Here is an 18,934-nt window from a genome sequence, read left to right on the forward strand (position 1 = left end):
CATTCATACAATAAACTATACCATTCATACAATAATTAAAATATACTAAAAGTAAGCCCCTATAATAAAGGTGTAAAAGATAACTGCAAGTAATAAAGGAGATTTCTAAATGAAAAAAATTGGATTAATGGTTGTTGATAATAGTGTGATCAAACAATTAAAGGAACTAATCATTAAAAATATTGACAGTGAATATCGTATCATTGAGATTCATGATAAGGAAATGTTATTTACAAAAAAAATGGATTTCTGTATTATTGAAGATTCTTTTGATAATCAAGGAATCAATTATGCTAAAACATTAATTGAAAATAATAATGATATGCTTGTACTAATTATCTCAAAAGACGGTTCAACTATTTTCGATGCAGTAGGTATTAATATTTCCAGCTATCTGCGCTATCAAGATATTAAAGCGAAATTTGTTCCAGCAATTCAAGATATCATCGATTATCTTGATAAACGAAAATTACTACTATTTAAAAGTGATCAGGGCATCGTCAATACCCAAACAAATGATATTGTTTATTTTGAATATTTAAATCGCATGACATATCTAAACACATTAGACAAAACATATCGCATTTTTATTCAAAACTTTGAATATCTACAAAAAATGCTTCCAAAAACCTTTTTTAAAATCTCACGTTCAGCAATTATCAATATCTTTAGATTAATTACTTTAAGCAGTGAAAATGTAATTATGAAAAACTACGAAAATAAAGATATTGCTATTTCAAGAAGAAGATATCAAGATTTACTTGTAGTGTTAAAAAAACATGCTATTTCTTTTACAGAAAGGAAACTAAAAAAATGAAAACACTATCTACAAAAGCATCTAAACAAAAAATCTTATCTTTATTATTATTAGCTGGTTTATGGAGTATCATGCTGATCATTGTCTTACTCGCAGCTAAAAGTACTTGGGCCAAAAATTTAAATAGTCCTTATTGGGCTCCAGCCATCATTACAATTGGAATAATTTTCTTTATCACTTACTTCATCTTCACTGTAAGAGCGTTATTTTACCGCCAGCACGGATATGATAATCAATATATATATTATTATAAATCAACAAGTTATTTTAATATCCTTAAATTAATTATTAATACGCTTTTTAATAAAGAAATGTATCAAGATAAAATTGCCTTTAAGGATATTAAAAAATGTGAAATTGGATGGTATAATCAAACATTTAGAATACACTCATTTGGAAGTGAAGTCGCTCATCCAATTTATTTTAAGATTAATGAACAGATGGTTATTAAAACGGATTTAACTTCAAATAATGAGCATATTATTGAGTTAGCTAATCTTCTTAAAAGTCATGTAAAAGACTTTAAAGATCCCTACCATTTAGTTTTAGCAATGAACGATCGCAGTATTACTGTATACGAATATATTGAACGTATCATTCATAACAAAATAATCAAACCAAATCTATATAAATAGACGTGCGAATATTTCACACGTCTATTCTTTATTATTCAAAATTTAAATAATATATCATAAAACTATCCTGCTCACAGTTTTCCCAAGACTACTTATACAAAATTGATAAATTTTATAATTAAATAGCACCTTTTCAAACACCCTATTACTATATTCAAATTTTGATTTGAACTTTTCATAACAATTCTTTCCAATCAATTTTCAAACTTATCTAAACATATATTATTACTATTTCTTATAAATTTCCAGTATTCTACAAAAGCTTTTGTTTCACACGTAATTACTCTATTTTCTCCTCAATATAAGCCCACAAACAATCCTCATTATCATTTTCTATCGTATAGTTCAACAACCATATCCAATAATTTAATCTTTTTTATACGTTCCTTCTTAGTTTCCCATTTTTCTAACAATGTGGGGGCAAATAATCTTTTAATGTTTCATGATCTTGATTTGACCATGACATTTAAATCGCATAATAACGATTTTCTACTTTTTTTTATTCGTTCCTCATTCCAAAAATTATCACTGCTATCTAAAACTAACAATTGTTTTTTATAAGTCGATATATTTTTAGAGCTTTCATTTGATGTTGAAGTGCCACACTAATAAATGTAACAATGAAAATATCAGCAAAAATCAGTACACTAATCATGCATAATAATTCTTAATCATCATCCCCTCTTAAATGTTAAATTATTCAAATGGATAAATCATTCCCCATTGAGTCCGAATTTGACTTAGCAGTGAACTTACATCCCGAGTTAACTGTAATTCATATTCACCAAGATTATTTATAATATAATCTTGCATATCAATAACTTCGTATTGTAGTCCCTGTTTATCATCACCACATTCAATGACTTCCTGATGACCATCTTTAGTATAAGTTATCGTTGCTTGATTACTCCGCGGATAATTATTAATTTCTATATACCCCAATTCTCCTGATATGACCCCACGCTTCGGTTGTTTTGCACGCATTGTTAGAGCCATTACAACCATTTGACCATCTTGATTTTTCATAATGATTCCTGATTGTTCATCAACCCCAGTTTCAAAATAATCAGCAGTTGTAATTACAACATTAGGTTTTGATGATAAAAAGTACCGGGCAAAACTTGTTGCATAAACACCAATATCTAATAATGCCCCACCAGCTAATTCTTTTGAAAAGAAACGATTATTAACATCATATTCTTTACAGCTGCCAAAATTGACTTGAATCATTTTTACATTTCCAATTACTCCTGCAGCAACCATTTCCTTTAATTTTTTGTATAGCGGCATATGGAAAATTGTCATAGCCTCTTGTACAACAACATTATTTTTCTTAGCTAAAGCAACAATTTCTTCCAATTGACGATCATTTACAGTAATTGCTTTTTCACATAAAACATGCTTTTTCACTGCTACAGCCTGTTTCATGATTTCATAATGACTATTATGGGGTGTTGCAATATAAACAACATCAACATCAGGATCATTTAATAATTCCTCAACACTTCCATAAGCATTTTTAATTTTATATTTCATTGCAAAATCAATTGCTTTATTCATATCACGATGTCCAACCGCATATATCTCCCCATTTACATCCAACAAAGCCTGAGCCATTTCATTAGCAATTACACCACTGCCAATAATTCCCCAATTTAATTTTTTCATTATTATTTCCTCCGTCTAATCTTCATAGATATATTATACATAGATTACAAATAGAAAAACTAGCAAGAAAATAATTTTCTCACCAGTTTCATAAAAGCCTATCTTTCTGACATTTTAAAATCTCTTAAAGCTTAATAAAAAACTCAAAAATTTAAATAAAGTATTCATTTTCCCTAGGTGTTGCCAGTTTCTTGCTAAAGCTTTCTGCAAATGTTTGATATTCTTGATTGTTATTCATACTCTTAGCATGGACTGGGCAAATACGAATACATCTAAAACAAGCAATACAATCATTATTAATTGTCTTACAATCTTCTATATCAATAGCATTTGTAGGACACATATTGATGCAAACCCCACAGCCGCTGCACTGTTCATTAGTTTCTGGGCGAAATTTTCCCCCAGTTCCTCCTTCTTTATATGGGTATTTCCCTGGTACTGAAACAAATGAAAAATTATCATCTTTAATTTTTAGCCGCACCAAACTACCAAACAATTCATCACGATATAAGTCATCACGATTAGGACGACCCACTTGAATTTGACCATAAGTATGTTCACCCACTAAAGCTGCACCAGCAATAGGAATAAATCCTTGCTCCTTAACAGTATTAAATAATTCTAATAATGCATCATCATAATGACGGTTTCCATATGTAACAGTAATTACACATGATGTATGATCACCCCGAAATGATTTTAACCGTTCCAAAGCCTCGTGAAGAATTCTTCCACCGTAAACCGGAAAACCAAAAACTACAATATCATGACGACTAAATGTCATCTCTGGAATCGTTCCTTCTAGTGTTAAATCAATTTCACTTAACTCTCCCTCAAGTCCACGAGCAATACTAACAGCTGACTTCTTGGAAGTGTAAGTTGGTGAAAAATAAATTGCATATGTCCGATCAATCTTCATAATATATCCTCCCACCTTTATTTATTCTTTTATTATATCATTAAAATATGTACTATCTATTAATTAAAAATAGATTATCACAATAAATTGTATTATGATTAAACTAGAGGTGATGAAATGAGTACCTATTTTATAAATCGTATAACTATTGATCATGATTTAATCGAGCGAAACAGTTATCTAAATACAATTGCTACAATTAAATACTTTGATTTTTGATAATCCGATTACCTTTTTTGTTGGAGAAAACGGCACAGGAAAATCCACTTTATTAGAAGCAATCGCTATTAAATATGGCTTTAACCCTGAGGGGGAACTTTGAACTTTAATTTTCACACTAACAATACTCATTCATCTTTGCATCATACAATAATCCTTGATCGTGGTTATCGTCGTACTGATGAAGGCTTCTTTTTAAGGGCAGAAAGTTTTTATAATGTCGCAACACAATTAGAACGATATAAAAAAATGTTTTTAATCCCTATCGCTATTATGGTGGTAAATCATTACACCAGCAATCACATGGTGAAAGTTTTTTAACATTGATTCAAAATCGTTTTAATCAGAATAGTCTATATATTCTTGACGAACCTGAAGCCTCATTATCACCCCAGCGCCAGCTAACTTTATTAATTACTATTTATGAATTAGCAAAGCAGGGCTCACAGTTTATTATTGCTAGTCATTCACCGATCCTATTAGGAATCCCTGGGGCAAAAATACTTAATTTTGACTCAAAAGAGATAACACCTATTGATTATCAAGATACTGAGAGTTATCAAATAACAGAACTCTTTATTAATAATCGTGCCGGTCTATTAAATAAATTATTAAATAAATAAGATCATCTACCCTTTCAATATGATTTTATTTTTATAAAAAAACTAGCTGCATAAGCAGCTAGTTAAGCCATTTCTGTTAAATCATCTTTTATTTCATCAAAAGCAACGGCAATGTTTAAACCATGATCACCAATTCTTTCAAAATCAATTAATGTTTCTGTATATAATGCACTATGTTCCGGCGTACATTTTTTATCTCGCAAACGTCTTAACTGATTAAGTGAAAATTCATGTGTTGTAATATCAATACTATCTTCAATAACATCAACTTTTTCAACAATGTTATGAAGTTCATCGCGATTTAAGACATTTAATTCCTCTAAGATATTTCTTGTCAGGTCATTCATAATTTTAATTTCTCTCATCGCTTCATCTGAAAAATGTTCATCTTCACTATATAATTTCTCAGCACGTTCAGCAATATTAACCGCATGATCTCCAACTCGTTCTAAATCTCCAGCCGTTTTTAAGAATAAGCCAATTGATTTAGAATCATCGATTGGAAATTCATTAGAAATAGCATTGGTTGTAAACTGAATAATTTCTTTGTTTAAATAATCAATATATTGTTCATCTTTTAATAATTTTTCATGTGTCTTTTCATCATACTTAATAATTAAATCAAAAGCTCTTTGAACATTTTTTTGAACTATATTTAACATATTTTGTGTTTCATTAAATAATTGTGTGTTAGCGATTGCACTAGTTCCAATGTGATAATCATTGGTAAAGATACTATTATCCAAGAACTTAACAGATAATTTATCTTCAAAACCTTCTTTTTCAGGTAAAACCAAATATGACAATTTAACTAACTGCGCCCCGAATGGCAGCAATAATAATGTTGTAACAACATTGAATACCGTATGTACATTAGCAATTTGTGCCGGAATATTTGTTGGCGTCAATGACTGCATAAATGATGCAAACGGTGTTAACATACTAATAAAAACAAAGACGATCGTTCCAATAATATTAAATGAAAGATGAATGATCGTTGTACGTTTTGCATTACGCCCTGTTCCAATACTAGCTAAAACGGCAGTAATACATGTACCAATATTTTGACCAAATAATACATATATTGCTGATGGTAAAGTAATTACGCCACTCATCGCTAAAGCTTGCAAAATCCCAACCGAAGCTGAAGAACTTTGAATTATCGCTGTGAATCCAGCACCAACTAAAATACCGATTAATGGATTTTCAAACGTAGTGACAAGATTAACAAATTCCGGTGAACTTCTAAGCGGTACCATCGCACTAGACATCATTTCCATTCCCATGAAGAGAATTCCGAGTCCCGCAATAATACCACCAATTGCATCAAGTTTTTTACTTTTGAAAAAAGCAATTAAAGCAACACCGACAAATGCAATAACTGGTGCTAAAGCTGTAATATCAATTGCGATCAATTGACCTGTAATTGTAGTACCGATATTAGCACCCATAATTACCCAAACCGCATTTTCCAATTTCATCAACCCAGCATTAACAAACCCAACAGTCATGACTGTAGTTGCAGATGATGATTGGATTACTGCAGTAATAACTGCTCCTACTCCAACGCCTAGAAAGCGATTCGTCGTAAGTTTTTCTAAAATTGTTTTCATTTTGTTTCCAGCTGCTAATTCGAGACCATTTGACATCATCGTCATCCCGTATAAAAATAGCGCTAAACCACCAAACATAGCAAAGAAATCTGTAAGTTCCATCTTATTCCCCCTGTTACACGGTTACTTTAACATAAAATTTACATACTGCAAAGATTGTTAACAAATTCTTAACTTTTCTTTACATATTTTTACGCATTTTATTAAGTTTATTCAATTTTCTTGACAATCCTCCAATTTAAGATACTATTACTATAGACAGTTCATTTGTACCATCCTGTCTATAAACAAAACTAGGGCTATGCTTTTTATGTTGTTTTTAAGCAGGCTTTTTAGTGAGCCTGCTTTTTTATTTGATGGTATAGAAGGAGGAAAGATGTATTTTTTAAAAACGGAACAAAGTTTTGATAGTGCACATTTTTTAGCTGGTTATCATGGTAAATGTGCTAATATTCATGGTCATCGCTGGAAAGTCATTGCAACTATCAAAAGTGAAAAACTGCTAGAAGATCCCCAAAATAAAGGAATGGTAACTGATTTTGGAGATTTAAAAAAAGATTTAAAAATTATCGCAGATAGTTTTGATCATGCTTTAATTATTGAAACAGGCAGTTTATCAGAAAAACTATACCAAGCACTGATCGATGAAAATTTCAAAATAATCAACTTACCATTTCGTCCAACTGCTGAAAATTTAGCTAAGTATATTTACGAGGCTTTAAGTAAAAATTATTTAGTTGATTGTCTTGATGTATATGAAACCCCAAATAACTGTGCAAGTTATCGAGGTAAATTATGAATAATTATAAGGTTGTTGAAAAATTTATTAGTATTAACGGTGAAGGAAGTCGTGCAGGTCAATTAGCCGCCTTTATTCGTTTTCATTATTGCAATTTAAATTGTAGTTATTGTGATACTAGGTATGCTAATGATTCAAATAGCAATTATGAACTTTTAAGTGCTCAAAATATCCTAGATTATTTAAAAGCAAATAAAGTCGTTAATGTCACTTTAACTGGTGGTGAACCATTACTTCAACAAAATATTGATTATTTAATTGATTTACTGCTTAAAAATGGTTTTAGTGTTGAAATTGAGACTAATGGTAGTATTGATATTAAACCCTTTATTAAAGAAACTCGACCAATCTTTACTTTAGATTATAAAGTACCTAGCAGTACAATGGAAAATGAAATGTGCTTAAATAACTATCAATATTTGACTAAAAATGATGTTGTTAAATTTGTAGTTAGCAATCTCAGTGATTTAAATAAAGCAAAAGAAATAATTGATACTTATGACCTTGTCAATCGTACCAAAGTTTATTTTAGCCCAGTCTTTGGTAAGATTGAACCACGGAGGATCGTCGATTATATGGTCAAACATCATCTAAATGGTATTAATATGCAACTACAAATGCACAAATTCATTTGGGATATTAATCAAAGAGGTGTCTAAAATGATTGATACTAAAAAAATAGAGGAACACATCTACGGTATTCTTAAAGCCTTAGGTGATGATCCAGAACGCGAAGGATTAAAAGATACGCCTAAACGAGTGGCGAAGATGTATGGCGAAGTTTTTGCTGGAATGAACTATAGTAATCTAGAAATTGCAACGATGTTTGATAAAACATTTGTTGACGATTTAGACTTCGATAATCAAGAGGTTGTTGTAATCAAGGATATTGATATCTTTAGTTATTGCGAGCATCACCTCGCTTTAATGTATGACATGAAAGTTACGGTTGCTTATATTCCTTGTGGTAAAGTAATTGGTCTTAGTAAAATTGCACGGATTGCTGATATGGCAGCGAGACGTCTACAACTTCAAGAACGAATCGGAACAGATATTGCTGAAATTATTAGTCTAGTAACAAACTCTAAAGATATCGCTGTAATCATTGAAGGTAAACATAGCTGTATGTCATCTCGTGGAATCAAAAAAGTTAATAGCACTACTGTCACAAGTACTCTAACCGGTCGTTTTAAAACTGATAGTAAGCTGCAAATTTATTTACATTAAGGAGTAGTAAGATGAAAGTATTAGTATTATTTAGTGGTGGAGTTGATTCCACCACTGCATTAGCACTGGCAATCCAAGAACACGGAAAGGACAATGTAGTTGCTCTTTCAATTAGTTATGGTCAAAAACATACCAAAGAGATAGAAGTCGCAAATAAAATTGCCCAATTTTATCAAGTTGAACACTTGTATTTAGATTTAGCAAAAATCTTCACTTATAGTAATTGCTCATTACTACAACATTCAGATAATGAGATTCCCCACGAATCGTACAATGAGCAATTAAATAAAACAGATGGCAATCCTGTTTCTACTTATGTGCCTTTTAGAAATGGTTTATTTTTATCTAGCGCTGCTAGCATTGCCCTTTCTAAAGGCTGTAATATTATTTATTATGGTGCTCATAGTGATGATGCAGCTGGAAGCGCATATCCTGATTGTAGTAAAGTTTTTAATAATGCGATGAACCAAGCTATTTATGAAGGCAGTGGCCATCAATTGGAAATCAAAGCCCCTTTTGTTGAAATGACCAAAGCAGATATTGTTAAAATCGGTCTTTCATTAGGCGTACCTTATCAATTAACTTGGTCATGTTACGAAGGAAATGATACCCCTTGCGGCACATGTGGTACTTGTATTGACCGCCAAAATGCTTTTTTGAAAAATGGAATCAAAGATCCATTATTAGGAGAATAAAAATGACAAAAAATTTAACCTTATTAGGTAATCAAAACACTGTTTATAAAGATGATTATGCCCCTGAAGTATTAGAAACTTTTGATAACAAACATCCTGAAAATGATTATTTTGTAAAATTTAATTGCCCTGAATTTACTAGTCTATGCCCCATTACAGGACAACCTGATTTTGCTACTATCTATATTAGTTATGTTCCTAATCAAAAGATGGTAGAGAGTAAATCATTAAAACTGTATTTATTCAGTTTTAGGAATCATGGTGATTTTCACGAGGATTGTATGAATATCATTATGAAAGACCTGATTAAATTAATGAATCCTAAATACATTGAAGTTTGGGGAAAATTTACACCACGTGGAGGTATTTCAATTGATCCATATTGTAATTATGGAAAACCAGAAACAAAGTGGGAAACCATTGCTTTCAACCGTTTAGCTAATCATGATTTATATCCTGAGAAAATTGATAATCGTTAAATATAATTATTAGAGACCTTTTTCAAGGTCTCTAATTTGTTTTCAACTTTACATCAAAGAGTTAGCTCAAAAAAATAATATATTTTAAAACCGTTGACATCATATTAATCATCATTTATACTTACATTAAATACTTTTATAAAACTATTTTATATAAGATGTCTGGAGGAAGAAAAATGAAAAGTGCAGTATTTTACGGAAAACATGATATTAAGGTTGAAGAAGTAGAAATGCCACAATTAGGTAATCAAGATGTATTAATCAAAGTTATGGCCTGTGGAATTTGTGGTACTGATGTCCATATTTATGAGGGTGATAAAGGAGCAGCAAATACTACTCCTCCTACTATTTTAGGACATGAATTTGCTGGAATCGTCGAAGCTGTGGGACATGAAGTAAAACATGTAAAAGTTGGTGATCGTGTCTGTGTGGATCCTAATCAACTATGCGGAACTTGTTACTATTGTCGTAGTGGTATTGGTCATTTTTGTGAAGATATGATTGGCATCGGAACAACACGGGATGGTGGTTTTGCCCAATATTGTGCAGTCAACGAATCTCAAGTATATAAACTAGCCGATACAACATCATTTGAAGAAGGGGCAATGACCGAGCCAGTTGCCTGCTGCTTACATGGTCTTGACATGTGCAACATTACTCCGGCTAGTACAGTTCTTGTTATTGGTGGTGGCATGATTGGTTTGTTAATGGTTCAATTAGCAAAATTAGCTGGTGCTCATGAAATTATCTTGTCAGAGCCAGTTGCTGTTAAACGTGAAATGGGGCTTAAGATGGGTGCTACTTTAACCGTCGATCCAATCAATGACAATATTCCAGCTCTTTTAGCTGATAAAGGAATTCATCGTATCAACACTGTTATCGAGTGTGCTGGTCTACCTGCAACAATTAAACAAGCAATCAGCTTAGCTGGTAATAAATCTGTAGTAATGATGTTTGGGCTAACTAAACCTGATGATGAAGTGGCTATCAAACCATTTGAAATTTTCCAAAAGGAAATTGAAATTAAAGCTTCTTTCATCAACCCATATACTCAACAACGAGCTTTAGACTTAATCAATAGTAAAAAAATCGATGTTAGTTCAATGGTTTGTGATATTTGCAGTTTAGATAAATTAGCCGATATTCTTTCAAAACCAGAATTAAGAAATAAAGGTAAATATATTATTAACCCATGGCAATAAGAATGTACAATTTTATGTACATTCTTTTTTTGCCATATATGAAAAAAAATGGACATTCGCCATTTTGTCGGTTAAGATTTAACTGTAAGGAGAACGAATATGAAAGATATTGAAAATGTATGTTTAGAAGTTGATGAGTTAGATTTCGACAACTATAGTCCAATTAGTCCAGATATTGTTTTAACATCATCATTTAAATTTAAAAATTTTGACCACTATGTGAAAGTGAATGCTAAAGAAGAATTTGCTTATACATACACACGGGACGGGAATCCAACACTTAATTTACTAGAAACAAAATTAGCACGTTTAGAAAAAGGCGAAGCAGCTCAAATGTTCGCCTCAGGAATGGGCGCTATTTCAGCATCAATTTTAACCTTAGCAAAAGCTGGTGATCACATTATCATTGTTAATACAGTCTATAGCTCATCAGTTAAATTAATCAAACAATTATCAAAATTTGGAATCGAAAGTACTAAAATTGATGTCAGTGATACTTTAGAAATCTTTGATTATGTCAAAAACAATACCAGTATCATCTATTTTGAAAGTCCATCATCACAAAAATTTGAGATGTTAGATTTAGAACTAATCAGTAAATTTAGCAAAGATAAAGGTATCTTCACGATAATCGATAATACTTGGTCAACACCATTATTACAAAATCCATTAGTTCATGGAATTGATGTTGTTATTCACTCATGTTCCAAATATATTGGTGGACATAGTGATATAGTCGGTGGAGTCGTAATTTCCAGCAAAAAAATTATTGATGAAATAGTTGAATTTGGACAAGTTTTACTAGGCGCAACGATGTCACCAATGAATGCATGGTTAGCACTTCGTGGTCTAAGAACATTACCGGTTCGTCTAAAATCACAACAAGAAACACTTCAACAAGTAATTAATTTTCTACAAGAGGATCCTCGAATCGAACGAATTTATCATCCTCTTTGTAACGGAGAGCAACAAAACGAACTTGCTCATAAATATCTTAAAGGATATGGTAGTTTATTAGGGGTTGTCTTAAAAGATGCAAATCCAGAAATCATTAAACGTTTTATCGATTCATTAGAACATTTTACTTTAGCCTATAGTTGGGGTGGTTTTGAAAGTTTAGTAATGTCAGTTTATAAAGGAAACAATATTAATGAGATAAAAGAACGTGGTCTATCTTTAGGACAACTTCGCATGTATATCGGACTTGAAGATAGTGAATTATTGATTAGTGATTTAAAAAATGCCTTGGATCAAGCATATCAGTAATAAAAATAAGGGTTGAGCAATATTACTCAACCCTTTCTTTAAATAAATTGACCTTGAGGCAAATCCAGATAAATTCTCGCATTTAAAATTTTTTGTCCATTAACTTGAGCTTTATTTGAAAAAAGATGTATTAGTACAATAACTGCAAGTTTATTACTAGATAGAGCATTATTATCACGATTAGCAATTAAAACAACATTATTTGCCACCTGCCATTTGCCATTACAAGCATAAAAATCTTCAAGCTCTCGTTTACACGTAAAAATTCCAAAATCTAAATTATCCTCAATCCATTTAGTCGCTGTTTGAACTATTTTTGAACTTAATCCCTGCCTACGATAATTTGGCAAGGTAGCAATACAACTCAATCCACCAATTTGATATTTTTCATTATCTATCGTTGTTTCCATCCGAAGAACTGCTCCGTAACTAACAACCTGATTATCTTTCATGATATAGAATGACTGCACTGTAAGTTCTTCGTTATGGGCATCATTACAATCATCACTAGGCCAAACAACATGTAAAAGATGTACAATTTCTCTTTTTATTTCTTTGGACATTTGATAATAGTCCAAAGAATAAACAGTAATTTCTTCCATTATCCAAGTAATTCTTGCAATGCATTAATGTCTGCAACTAAATAATCACTATTACAAGCCATCAATTCTTCTTTTGTCCCATAACCATACAACACTCCGATACAAGGTAAATCATTTTCATGGGCTCCAATCACATCATGCTTTCGATCCCCAACCATAATCGCTTCATCTTTATCAATCATATTTGCTGTTAAAACATAATCAATTACTTCAGCCTTTTTTTCTCGTCCATTAAACTCACTACCGCCAACAAAATCAAAATACTTAGCTAAACCAAAATGTTCTATAATTTCTTTAGCAAATTTTTCTGGCTTTGAAGTAGCAACTAACAATACTTTTCCCTGATCTTTCAAAGTTTGCAAACACACTTCAATTCCCGGATATACTTTATTATCAAAAATTCCCTTGGTTGAAAAATATTCGCGATATTTAACTACTGCCTCTTCGGCTTTTAAAGCATCAAAACCATAAAATTCTTGAAAAGAATCTCTTAAAGGTGGTCCAATAAAAGGTAACAAATCATTTAAGTCATTAACTTCGATTCCATAATAATTTAAAGCATAACGTACTGATTTAGTAATCCCCTTCATCGGATCAGTTAAGGTTCCATCTAAATCAAACAAAATATATTTTTTATTCATATAAGTCCTCCACTACACTAACTTATATTTTATCCATTATTCCCTACATTAGCAACTATATATGCCCTTTTATCTGTAGTAATTAATAAATGTTTTTGATCAATGATCATTACTTCTTTTAATTGCTCATCTAATTCTTTTTGTGGATCCAAATCAACTAACTGATTACTTTCAATATCATAAAGATAAAGTTTTTCATTATTAAATAAAACAAGATAATCTATGCTACAATAAGTTCCCATATAATTAGTACCATAAAAATGATAATCAATTCTTGAAACAGCGCCTGTAATAATATTTGTTAACTTAATCGTTTCATCACTATATTCAATATTGACAATCGTTCCTTCCAAAGGATATTTATCTAACGTTCTAACTTCATTTGTTAAAATATTAATTAAATAAGAATGTCCATTTTCATCATAAGTAACAACAGTCTGTTCATCAATAAAACTAATACAATTACTATGCATATATGGATCGATATTTTTAATGAGATTGGTTTCTCCAGTTTCAATATTATAATTTTCCCACCCCTGATCACTCTTATTAATTAAAATATTAGTTTGTTGTGGTGAAGTAATTGGATTTACTGAAATATTATCATTAGTAATAAAACTTATTTGCTTACTTTCTAAATTAATCTTAGCAATATTTAAAGCACGCTGCTCTCCATCATTAATATCGACACAAACATAAATATCATTATTAATAATTTTAGGCAAAACACTATATATACATCCATTAAAATCAAATGCAACTATTCGCTCTTGATAATCCGCATATTTAAAACTGAATTCATGACCAGCTATACTCCCGTAATACTCATTAATAGGACATTCTCTTATTTGTTCATTTTCTAACGTAAAAACTTTAAGAAAATTATAATCCTCATCAATGATTCCAAAAAATTCATTTTCAGCACGCCAATGCCCATAATCTAGTTTTAATGTGGGAGTATTTTTGTTGATTGAAGAAAATTCAAGAGCTGAACTAATTTTCAAATTACTGCTAAATCGCTGACTCAACCAAGTACGAAATGAATCAGAAAATGCATAAGTAATTCCCAATGAAGAAATTCCTATTGTCATAACAATTAAAACAATTGCAAATATATACTTAATTCTAATCACCTTCGCTCTTTTTGTCGGTTCAAAATTAGTTGCAGTCACTTCATCGATCCAGTTTCTAGGAGTTTTTATTAAGTCAAATTCATTAAATTTATTCATAAAAATCATCTCCCAACTTTTTCTTTAACAATTTTCTTCCCCTAATTAATTGTGATTTTATCGTATTGTGATTTTCTTTTAAAATAGATGCAATTTCATTAGTTGAATATCCTTCATAATAATACAAGTATAAAACATTACGATATTTACTTGGCATATTCATTACAATTGGTAGAATAATTAAACGCTGATCTTCTTGACCTAAAATCAACTTATCAATATCAATTTCCCTTTTCCAAAATTGTTTTTGATAATCTTTACATTCATTGATAGTTACCCTAATCAACCAAGCTTTTAAATGTTCCTCACTTTCAAATTTCTTGTTGTAACAGTATAATTTCATAAATACATTTTGATAGCAATCCTTAGCATCATCATAATTTTTAACATTCATAACAGCAATTCTAGTAACCATGTCACTATACTGATATACAACTTCTTCATATCTTTCTTTTTCCATAACGATCCCTTCCACTATGAATACGATTAAAAACGTTCAACGGGTGCATTAATAATTATTTTTTATACTTTCATTATAATCGATTGTTTTACTTTTTTATCGATTTAGTAAAATAAAACAGCCCAAAAGGCTGTTATTGAAGAAAATCGTCTTTACGCTGAACTAATTTTCTAACAAATTCTGTTTTAGGATGTTCTAAAATTTCTCTTGGTGATGCTAATTGTACGACTTTACCTTGATCCATTACCATAACCCGACTACCTAATTTCAAAGCTTCATTAATATCATGTGTTACAAAAATAATCGTGATATTTTCTTGATGATGAATTCTTAAAATCTCATCTTGTAAAGTAGACCGTGTGATTTCATCAACAGCACCAAATGGTTCATCCATTAAAAGAATATCTGGGGAAGCAGCTAGTGCTCTAGCAATCCCTACTCGTTGCTGCTGCCCACCACTTAATTCACTAGGATATCGATGAATTAACTCTTCATCTAACCCTACTATTTTCATCCATTTTGATAGTGCTTCATAAGTTCTTTTTTTATCATTTTTATTTAATAAGTTAGGCACATAAGCAATATTTTGAGCTACTGTCATGTGCGGAAATAAGACACTTCCTTGAATTGCATAACCAATTCCTCTTCTTAATTCAATTAAATCAACTGCCTGTGTACATTGATCATGTACAAGAACTTGTCCTTCATCAGGAATTATTAAACCATTGATCATTTTTAGAATAGTGGTTTTTCCACACCCTGAACTACCAACTACAGTTAAAAACTCACCAGGTGTAATTTTTAGATTAAAATCATCAATAATTACTTTTTCACCATAAACCTTTTTTACATGTTTAAATTCAATAGCTGTATCCATATGTTCCTCCTATTTCACTAAATTAATGCTAACTAAAAATTCGTGAGCCACATCTTCAGCATCTTGTCCTTTTGTTTCAACCAAATAGTTCAATTGTGCCATTTTTGTTTCATTGAGAATACCAGTAAGTTTATCAAAAACATTATTTAATTCTGGATATTGTTCAAGAATTTCATTGCGTACAACTAAGGCCCCCATCGAAGTTGAAAAGAATTGTTGATCATCTTCAAGGACAACAACATTTGCTGTTGATAGTTGACCATCGGTTGTAAAGACATCCATGACATCAACCTTACCTTCATTTATTGCCTGATATTTTAAACCAATGTCTAAATCCATAGTATTCTTAAAAGTAAAATTATATTTTTGGCATAGTGCATCATAACCCTCAGGAATTTCATAAAAATCATATTCAGCTCCAAAAACTAATTGATTAGATATTCCTGCTAAATCTGAATAAGTTTTTAAATTATACTGCTCAGCAATCTCTTTTCTTACTGCTAAACCATATGCATCACTAAACCCTAACAGCCCTGTCCAGGTAAATTGATATTTTTCTTGATATTCTTTAACTAGCTGTTCATACATTGTTTCATTATAAAAACCTTCATGTTTTAAAACTGTATTCCAACCCGTACTCGTATACTCAGGATATAAATCAAACTCACCGCTAACCATTCCTGGTTGAATATTTGAAGTTCCTCCTCCTACTCCTTGAGTAATCTTAACTTTAATATCCGTATCTTGTTCAATCATTTCTTTCAACATTGCTCCAATAATATATTGCTCCGTCATAGGCTTAGTAGCAATATTTAAAGTTACTGTTTGATTAAGATTGCCTGAAATCATTGATATGATCAAGACTGCACAAGTTGTCACAATCACTACTAAGCCATACTTTCTTTTAGATTTTAAAGTAGCTTTTCGAATGGTAAATAACTTTTCAATAAAGCCTAATACTATATCTGTAATTAATGCAAGTATTGCAATCAATAAACTACCTGTCAAAGTCATTGCCGTGTTATTGGTAGTAATTCCTCGATATATCGCTACCCCTAAACCACCGGCACCAATAAAAGAAGCAATCCCTGCTAATGCTATTGTCATAGTTACCATATTTCTAAAACCAGACATAATTACTGGAAGTGCCAACGGTAACTTGATTTTGTATAAAATTTGCCAACGTGTTGATCCCATCCCCGTTGCAGCTTCAATAATATTATCATCAATATTAATAATTCCAGTATATGTATTTCTCACCATTGGTAATAATGCATAAACACTTAATGCAATGATTGCGGTACTATTACCAATTCCAGAAAAAGGAATTAAAAAACCTAATAGTGAAATAGAGGGAATCGTATACATAAAATTAATAATTCCTAAAATTGTTTTAGAACTTTTTTTATATTCACTGATTATTACTCCTAAAATCAAGCCTATAACAGTCGCAATAATAATTGCAATTAGCGATATCTGCATATGTTCAATTAATAATTTTAAAAAGAAATCCCCTTTTTCTTGTAATAAAGATAGCATATCTCTTAACATAATCTAACCTACTTTCTCAATTGCCCGCACCGGACAGTTTTCATAACATAAACCACAATGTAAACAATGATCTTGCATTATTTTATACTTGCTTCCACTTTTAATACATTGTTGTGGGCATTCACGCTTACAGCGATCACAAGCAATACACCTATTACTAATCAGATATCCTTTATTAAAAATTCGATTATCACAAAGATCATATTGTGAACGTTCAATTGGTACTTTTGATAAATCAAATATTTCAATTTCACCATCAAAAATACAAAATACTTCTAAAATATTACGACTATCACCTGGATAAACCTCATTCATACTCGGATTATCAATAAATATTTTTTCTAACCATTCTTTTTGATTACTGACTTTTTTAACTTTTCCTTTTAAACGAATCGATGCATAATCTTTTGTTAGCGCAACTAATGAAACGAAATTTTTATCAAGTAATTCTTGATAAAAGTTTTTCCCCCGAGCAGTCAAAAAATACAAATTATTATTTTCCACAGCCATTACATCGATGATTCTAATTTGTGGATAGCCGTCACTGTCTACAGTTGCCATTGCTACATCTTTTATTTTTCTAAGTTCATTTAAATAATCATTAACTTTCATCACTCTTACCTCCGCTCGTCTTTAATATACACTAGTTGATTTTTATATGAAAGAAGGCACTTTTTTGTAACCTAGTTACTTTAACGAAACTAAAAAACTATAGCTAGTCGTGTACAACTTCATAGCTATAGCTCTAATAATAATCAAACTTATACTCTATAATATTGTATTAGGCACACCATAAGTATACTGTTCTAATATCAAAATAACAAATCATATGCCTAAAATAAACTACTTTGCAAAAAACCTGAAGTAATCGTCAAAGACTGTGGTACTGTCCTTAAAAGTGCTTCAATATGACGATTTTCTAACCAGTCATGATTTAAATGCTCCTCTAAAATCAATGGCATTCGATCATGAATCTCACACATACTTTTATTTGCTTTTGTTGTAACAATAGTCACTTCTGTTTGCCCGTTAACATTTCGATAAATTCCTGTCATTAACAATAACGATCGTTTTTCGTTTTCAAAAGTGAACTTATGTTTATGACCGTCCCATTCATAGAAGCCACTAGCTGGAATAAGGCAACGATGAGTAATCACTTCTTTTTTAAAGAATGGTTTTTCCAATAAAGTTTCACTTCGCGCATTAATAATTAATTTATTATCAAAAGTACTAAAGCCCCATTTTGCCTTTTTTAATTCTAATTTATTATCTCGATCAATAATGATTGGTACAATATTACTTGGATAATAATCTTTAGCAATTAATAAATCACGTTCAAATGTATAGTCAATTCTTTCTTCCAATTCCATCAAGGCTTTTAATTCTAAAAAATATCTGCCACACATAATAAT

At 30.9% G+C, this 18,934-nt stretch carries 22 protein-coding genes; 10 read left to right on the top strand and 12 right to left on the bottom strand.

The genetic code is table 11. From position 1 onward, the window contains the following. The first annotated feature begins 109 nt into the window (after nucleotides 1-109). Together KTF99_RS02375 and KTF99_RS02380 are read left to right on the top strand one after the other, a co-directional pair. Nucleotides 110-817 (top strand): LytTR family DNA-binding domain-containing protein, encoded by a 708-nt coding sequence (locus tag KTF99_RS02375; RefSeq protein ID WP_029481706.1) that lies wholly within the window; start codon nucleotides 110-112, stop codon nucleotides 815-817. After that, nucleotides 814-1,452, top strand: coding sequence for a hypothetical protein (locus KTF99_RS02380; protein ID WP_009008723.1), 639 nt, complete (start codon nucleotides 814-816; stop codon nucleotides 1,450-1,452). Before KTF99_RS02375 ends, KTF99_RS02380 begins: the two co-directional genes overlap by 4 nt. A gap of 696 nt (nucleotides 1,453-2,148) precedes the next feature. Here KTF99_RS02380 and KTF99_RS02385 read toward each other — a convergent pair. The 3 genes from KTF99_RS02385 to KTF99_RS17605 all read right to left on the bottom strand — a co-directional run bounded on the left by KTF99_RS02385 (nucleotide 2,149) and on the right by KTF99_RS17605 (nucleotide 4,390). Further along, nucleotides 2,149-3,120, bottom strand: a complete 972-nt coding sequence (locus tag KTF99_RS02385) for a Gfo/Idh/MocA family protein (RefSeq protein ID WP_003538716.1) — start codon at nucleotides 3,118-3,120, stop codon at nucleotides 2,149-2,151. A 151-nt stretch (nucleotides 3,121-3,271) separates the two neighbouring features. Next, a complete protein-coding gene (locus tag KTF99_RS02390; protein WP_217215428.1) occupies nucleotides 3,272-4,039 on the bottom strand; it encodes a 4Fe-4S binding protein in 768 nt (255 codons plus the stop codon). 180 nt (nucleotides 4,040-4,219) lie between these two features. Further along, the gene (locus KTF99_RS17605; protein ID WP_442896713.1) at nucleotides 4,220-4,390 is read right to left on the bottom strand and encodes a hypothetical protein; all 171 of its coding nucleotides are present in this window, start codon (nucleotides 4,388-4,390) and stop codon (nucleotides 4,220-4,222) included. 191 nt (nucleotides 4,391-4,581) lie between these two features. Between KTF99_RS17605 and KTF99_RS02400 the strand changes: the two genes are divergently transcribed. Beyond that, complete coding sequence (locus KTF99_RS02400; RefSeq protein ID WP_009299543.1) at nucleotides 4,582-4,881, top strand: AAA family ATPase; 300 nt, start codon at nucleotides 4,582-4,584, stop codon at nucleotides 4,879-4,881. Between the two features lie 62 nt (nucleotides 4,882-4,943). Here KTF99_RS02400 and KTF99_RS02405 read toward each other — a convergent pair whose 3' ends face one another. Continuing rightward, nucleotides 4,944-6,596: a Na/Pi cotransporter family protein gene (locus KTF99_RS02405; RefSeq protein WP_003538720.1), complete on the bottom strand. Its 1,653-nt coding sequence runs from the start codon at nucleotides 6,594-6,596 to the stop codon at nucleotides 4,944-4,946. Nucleotides 6,597-6,870: 274 nt separating this feature from the next. Here KTF99_RS02405 and queD point away from each other — a divergent pair, with 274 nt between their 5' ends. The 7 genes from queD (at nucleotide 6,871) to KTF99_RS02440 (ending at nucleotide 12,162) form a co-directional block, all read left to right on the top strand. Continuing rightward, nucleotides 6,871-7,293 (top strand): 6-carboxytetrahydropterin synthase QueD, encoded by a 423-nt coding sequence (queD, locus tag KTF99_RS02410; RefSeq protein ID WP_009008721.1) that lies wholly within the window; start codon nucleotides 6,871-6,873, stop codon nucleotides 7,291-7,293. Next, nucleotides 7,290-7,952, top strand: coding sequence for a putative 7-carboxy-7-deazaguanine synthase QueE (queE, locus tag KTF99_RS02415; RefSeq protein ID WP_009299542.1), 663 nt, complete (start codon nucleotides 7,290-7,292; stop codon nucleotides 7,950-7,952). The genes queD and queE overlap by 4 nt, the downstream gene beginning before the upstream one ends. 1 nt (nucleotide 7,953) lies before the next feature. After that, nucleotides 7,954-8,520 carry a GTP cyclohydrolase I FolE gene (gene folE, locus KTF99_RS02420; protein WP_008792172.1) on the top strand — a complete coding sequence of 189 codons (567 nt, stop codon included), beginning with the start codon at nucleotides 7,954-7,956 and terminating at the stop codon, nucleotides 8,518-8,520. 11 nt (nucleotides 8,521-8,531) lie between these two features. Continuing rightward, nucleotides 8,532-9,215 (top strand): 7-cyano-7-deazaguanine synthase QueC, encoded by a 684-nt coding sequence (gene queC / locus KTF99_RS02425; RefSeq protein ID WP_003538724.1) that lies wholly within the window; start codon nucleotides 8,532-8,534, stop codon nucleotides 9,213-9,215. 2 nt (nucleotides 9,216-9,217) lie between these two features. Further along, nucleotides 9,218-9,694: a preQ(1) synthase gene (gene queF, locus KTF99_RS02430; RefSeq protein WP_009299540.1), complete on the top strand. Its 477-nt coding sequence runs from the start codon at nucleotides 9,218-9,220 to the stop codon at nucleotides 9,692-9,694. A gap of 176 nt (nucleotides 9,695-9,870) precedes the next feature. Beyond that, entirely contained in the window at nucleotides 9,871-10,896 is a 1,026-nt protein-coding gene (locus KTF99_RS02435) for a zinc-dependent alcohol dehydrogenase family protein (RefSeq protein ID WP_009008719.1), read from the top strand. 99 nt (nucleotides 10,897-10,995) lie between these two features. Further along, complete coding sequence (locus KTF99_RS02440) at nucleotides 10,996-12,162, top strand: trans-sulfuration enzyme family protein (RefSeq protein ID WP_029481708.1); 1,167 nt, start codon at nucleotides 10,996-10,998, stop codon at nucleotides 12,160-12,162. A gap of 38 nt (nucleotides 12,163-12,200) precedes the next feature. On the opposite strand, the gene KTF99_RS02445 is transcribed toward KTF99_RS02440, so the two are convergent. The 8 genes from KTF99_RS02445 to KTF99_RS02480 all read right to left on the bottom strand — a co-directional run bounded on the left by KTF99_RS02445 (nucleotide 12,201) and on the right by KTF99_RS02480 (nucleotide 18,928). Then, the gene (locus KTF99_RS02445; protein ID WP_029481709.1) at nucleotides 12,201-12,764 is read right to left on the bottom strand and encodes a GNAT family N-acetyltransferase; all 564 of its coding nucleotides are present in this window, start codon (nucleotides 12,762-12,764) and stop codon (nucleotides 12,201-12,203) included. Continuing rightward, nucleotides 12,764-13,405 (bottom strand): HAD-IA family hydrolase, encoded by a 642-nt coding sequence (locus tag KTF99_RS02450; protein ID WP_003538729.1) that lies wholly within the window; start codon nucleotides 13,403-13,405, stop codon nucleotides 12,764-12,766. The genes KTF99_RS02445 and KTF99_RS02450 overlap by 1 nt, the downstream gene beginning before the upstream one ends. 29 nt (nucleotides 13,406-13,434) lie before the next feature. Beyond that, on the bottom strand, nucleotides 13,435-14,634 hold the full coding sequence (locus tag KTF99_RS02455) for a hypothetical protein (protein ID WP_217215430.1): 1,200 nt from the start codon (nucleotides 14,632-14,634) through the stop codon (nucleotides 13,435-13,437). After that, nucleotides 14,627-15,094 carry an RNA polymerase sigma factor gene (locus tag KTF99_RS02460; protein ID WP_009299539.1) on the bottom strand — a complete coding sequence of 156 codons (468 nt, stop codon included), beginning with the start codon at nucleotides 15,092-15,094 and terminating at the stop codon, nucleotides 14,627-14,629. Before KTF99_RS02460 ends, KTF99_RS02455 begins: the two co-directional genes overlap by 8 nt. Nucleotides 15,095-15,227: 133 nt before the next feature. Beyond that, complete coding sequence (locus KTF99_RS02465; RefSeq protein ID WP_022007453.1) at nucleotides 15,228-15,971, bottom strand: ATP-binding cassette domain-containing protein; 744 nt, start codon at nucleotides 15,969-15,971, stop codon at nucleotides 15,228-15,230. 9 nt (nucleotides 15,972-15,980) lie between these two features. Further along, entirely contained in the window at nucleotides 15,981-17,522 is a 1,542-nt protein-coding gene (locus KTF99_RS02470) for an ABC transporter permease/substrate-binding protein (RefSeq protein WP_009299537.1), read from the bottom strand. A 3-nt stretch (nucleotides 17,523-17,525) separates the two neighbouring features. Further along, nucleotides 17,526-18,134, bottom strand: coding sequence for a 4Fe-4S binding protein (locus KTF99_RS02475; RefSeq protein ID WP_008792179.1), 609 nt, complete (start codon nucleotides 18,132-18,134; stop codon nucleotides 17,526-17,528). A gap of 221 nt (nucleotides 18,135-18,355) precedes the next feature. Further along, nucleotides 18,356-18,928 (bottom strand): SOS response-associated peptidase, encoded by a 573-nt coding sequence (locus tag KTF99_RS02480; protein ID WP_003538735.1) that lies wholly within the window; start codon nucleotides 18,926-18,928, stop codon nucleotides 18,356-18,358. Between the last annotated feature and the right edge of the window lie 6 nt (nucleotides 18,929-18,934).

Origin of the sequence: Erysipelatoclostridium sp. MSK.7.34 (genome assembly GCF_019041935.1) — a bacterium.
Lineage (GTDB): Bacteria > Bacillota_I > Bacilli_A > Erysipelotrichales > Coprobacillaceae > Thomasclavelia > Thomasclavelia ramosa.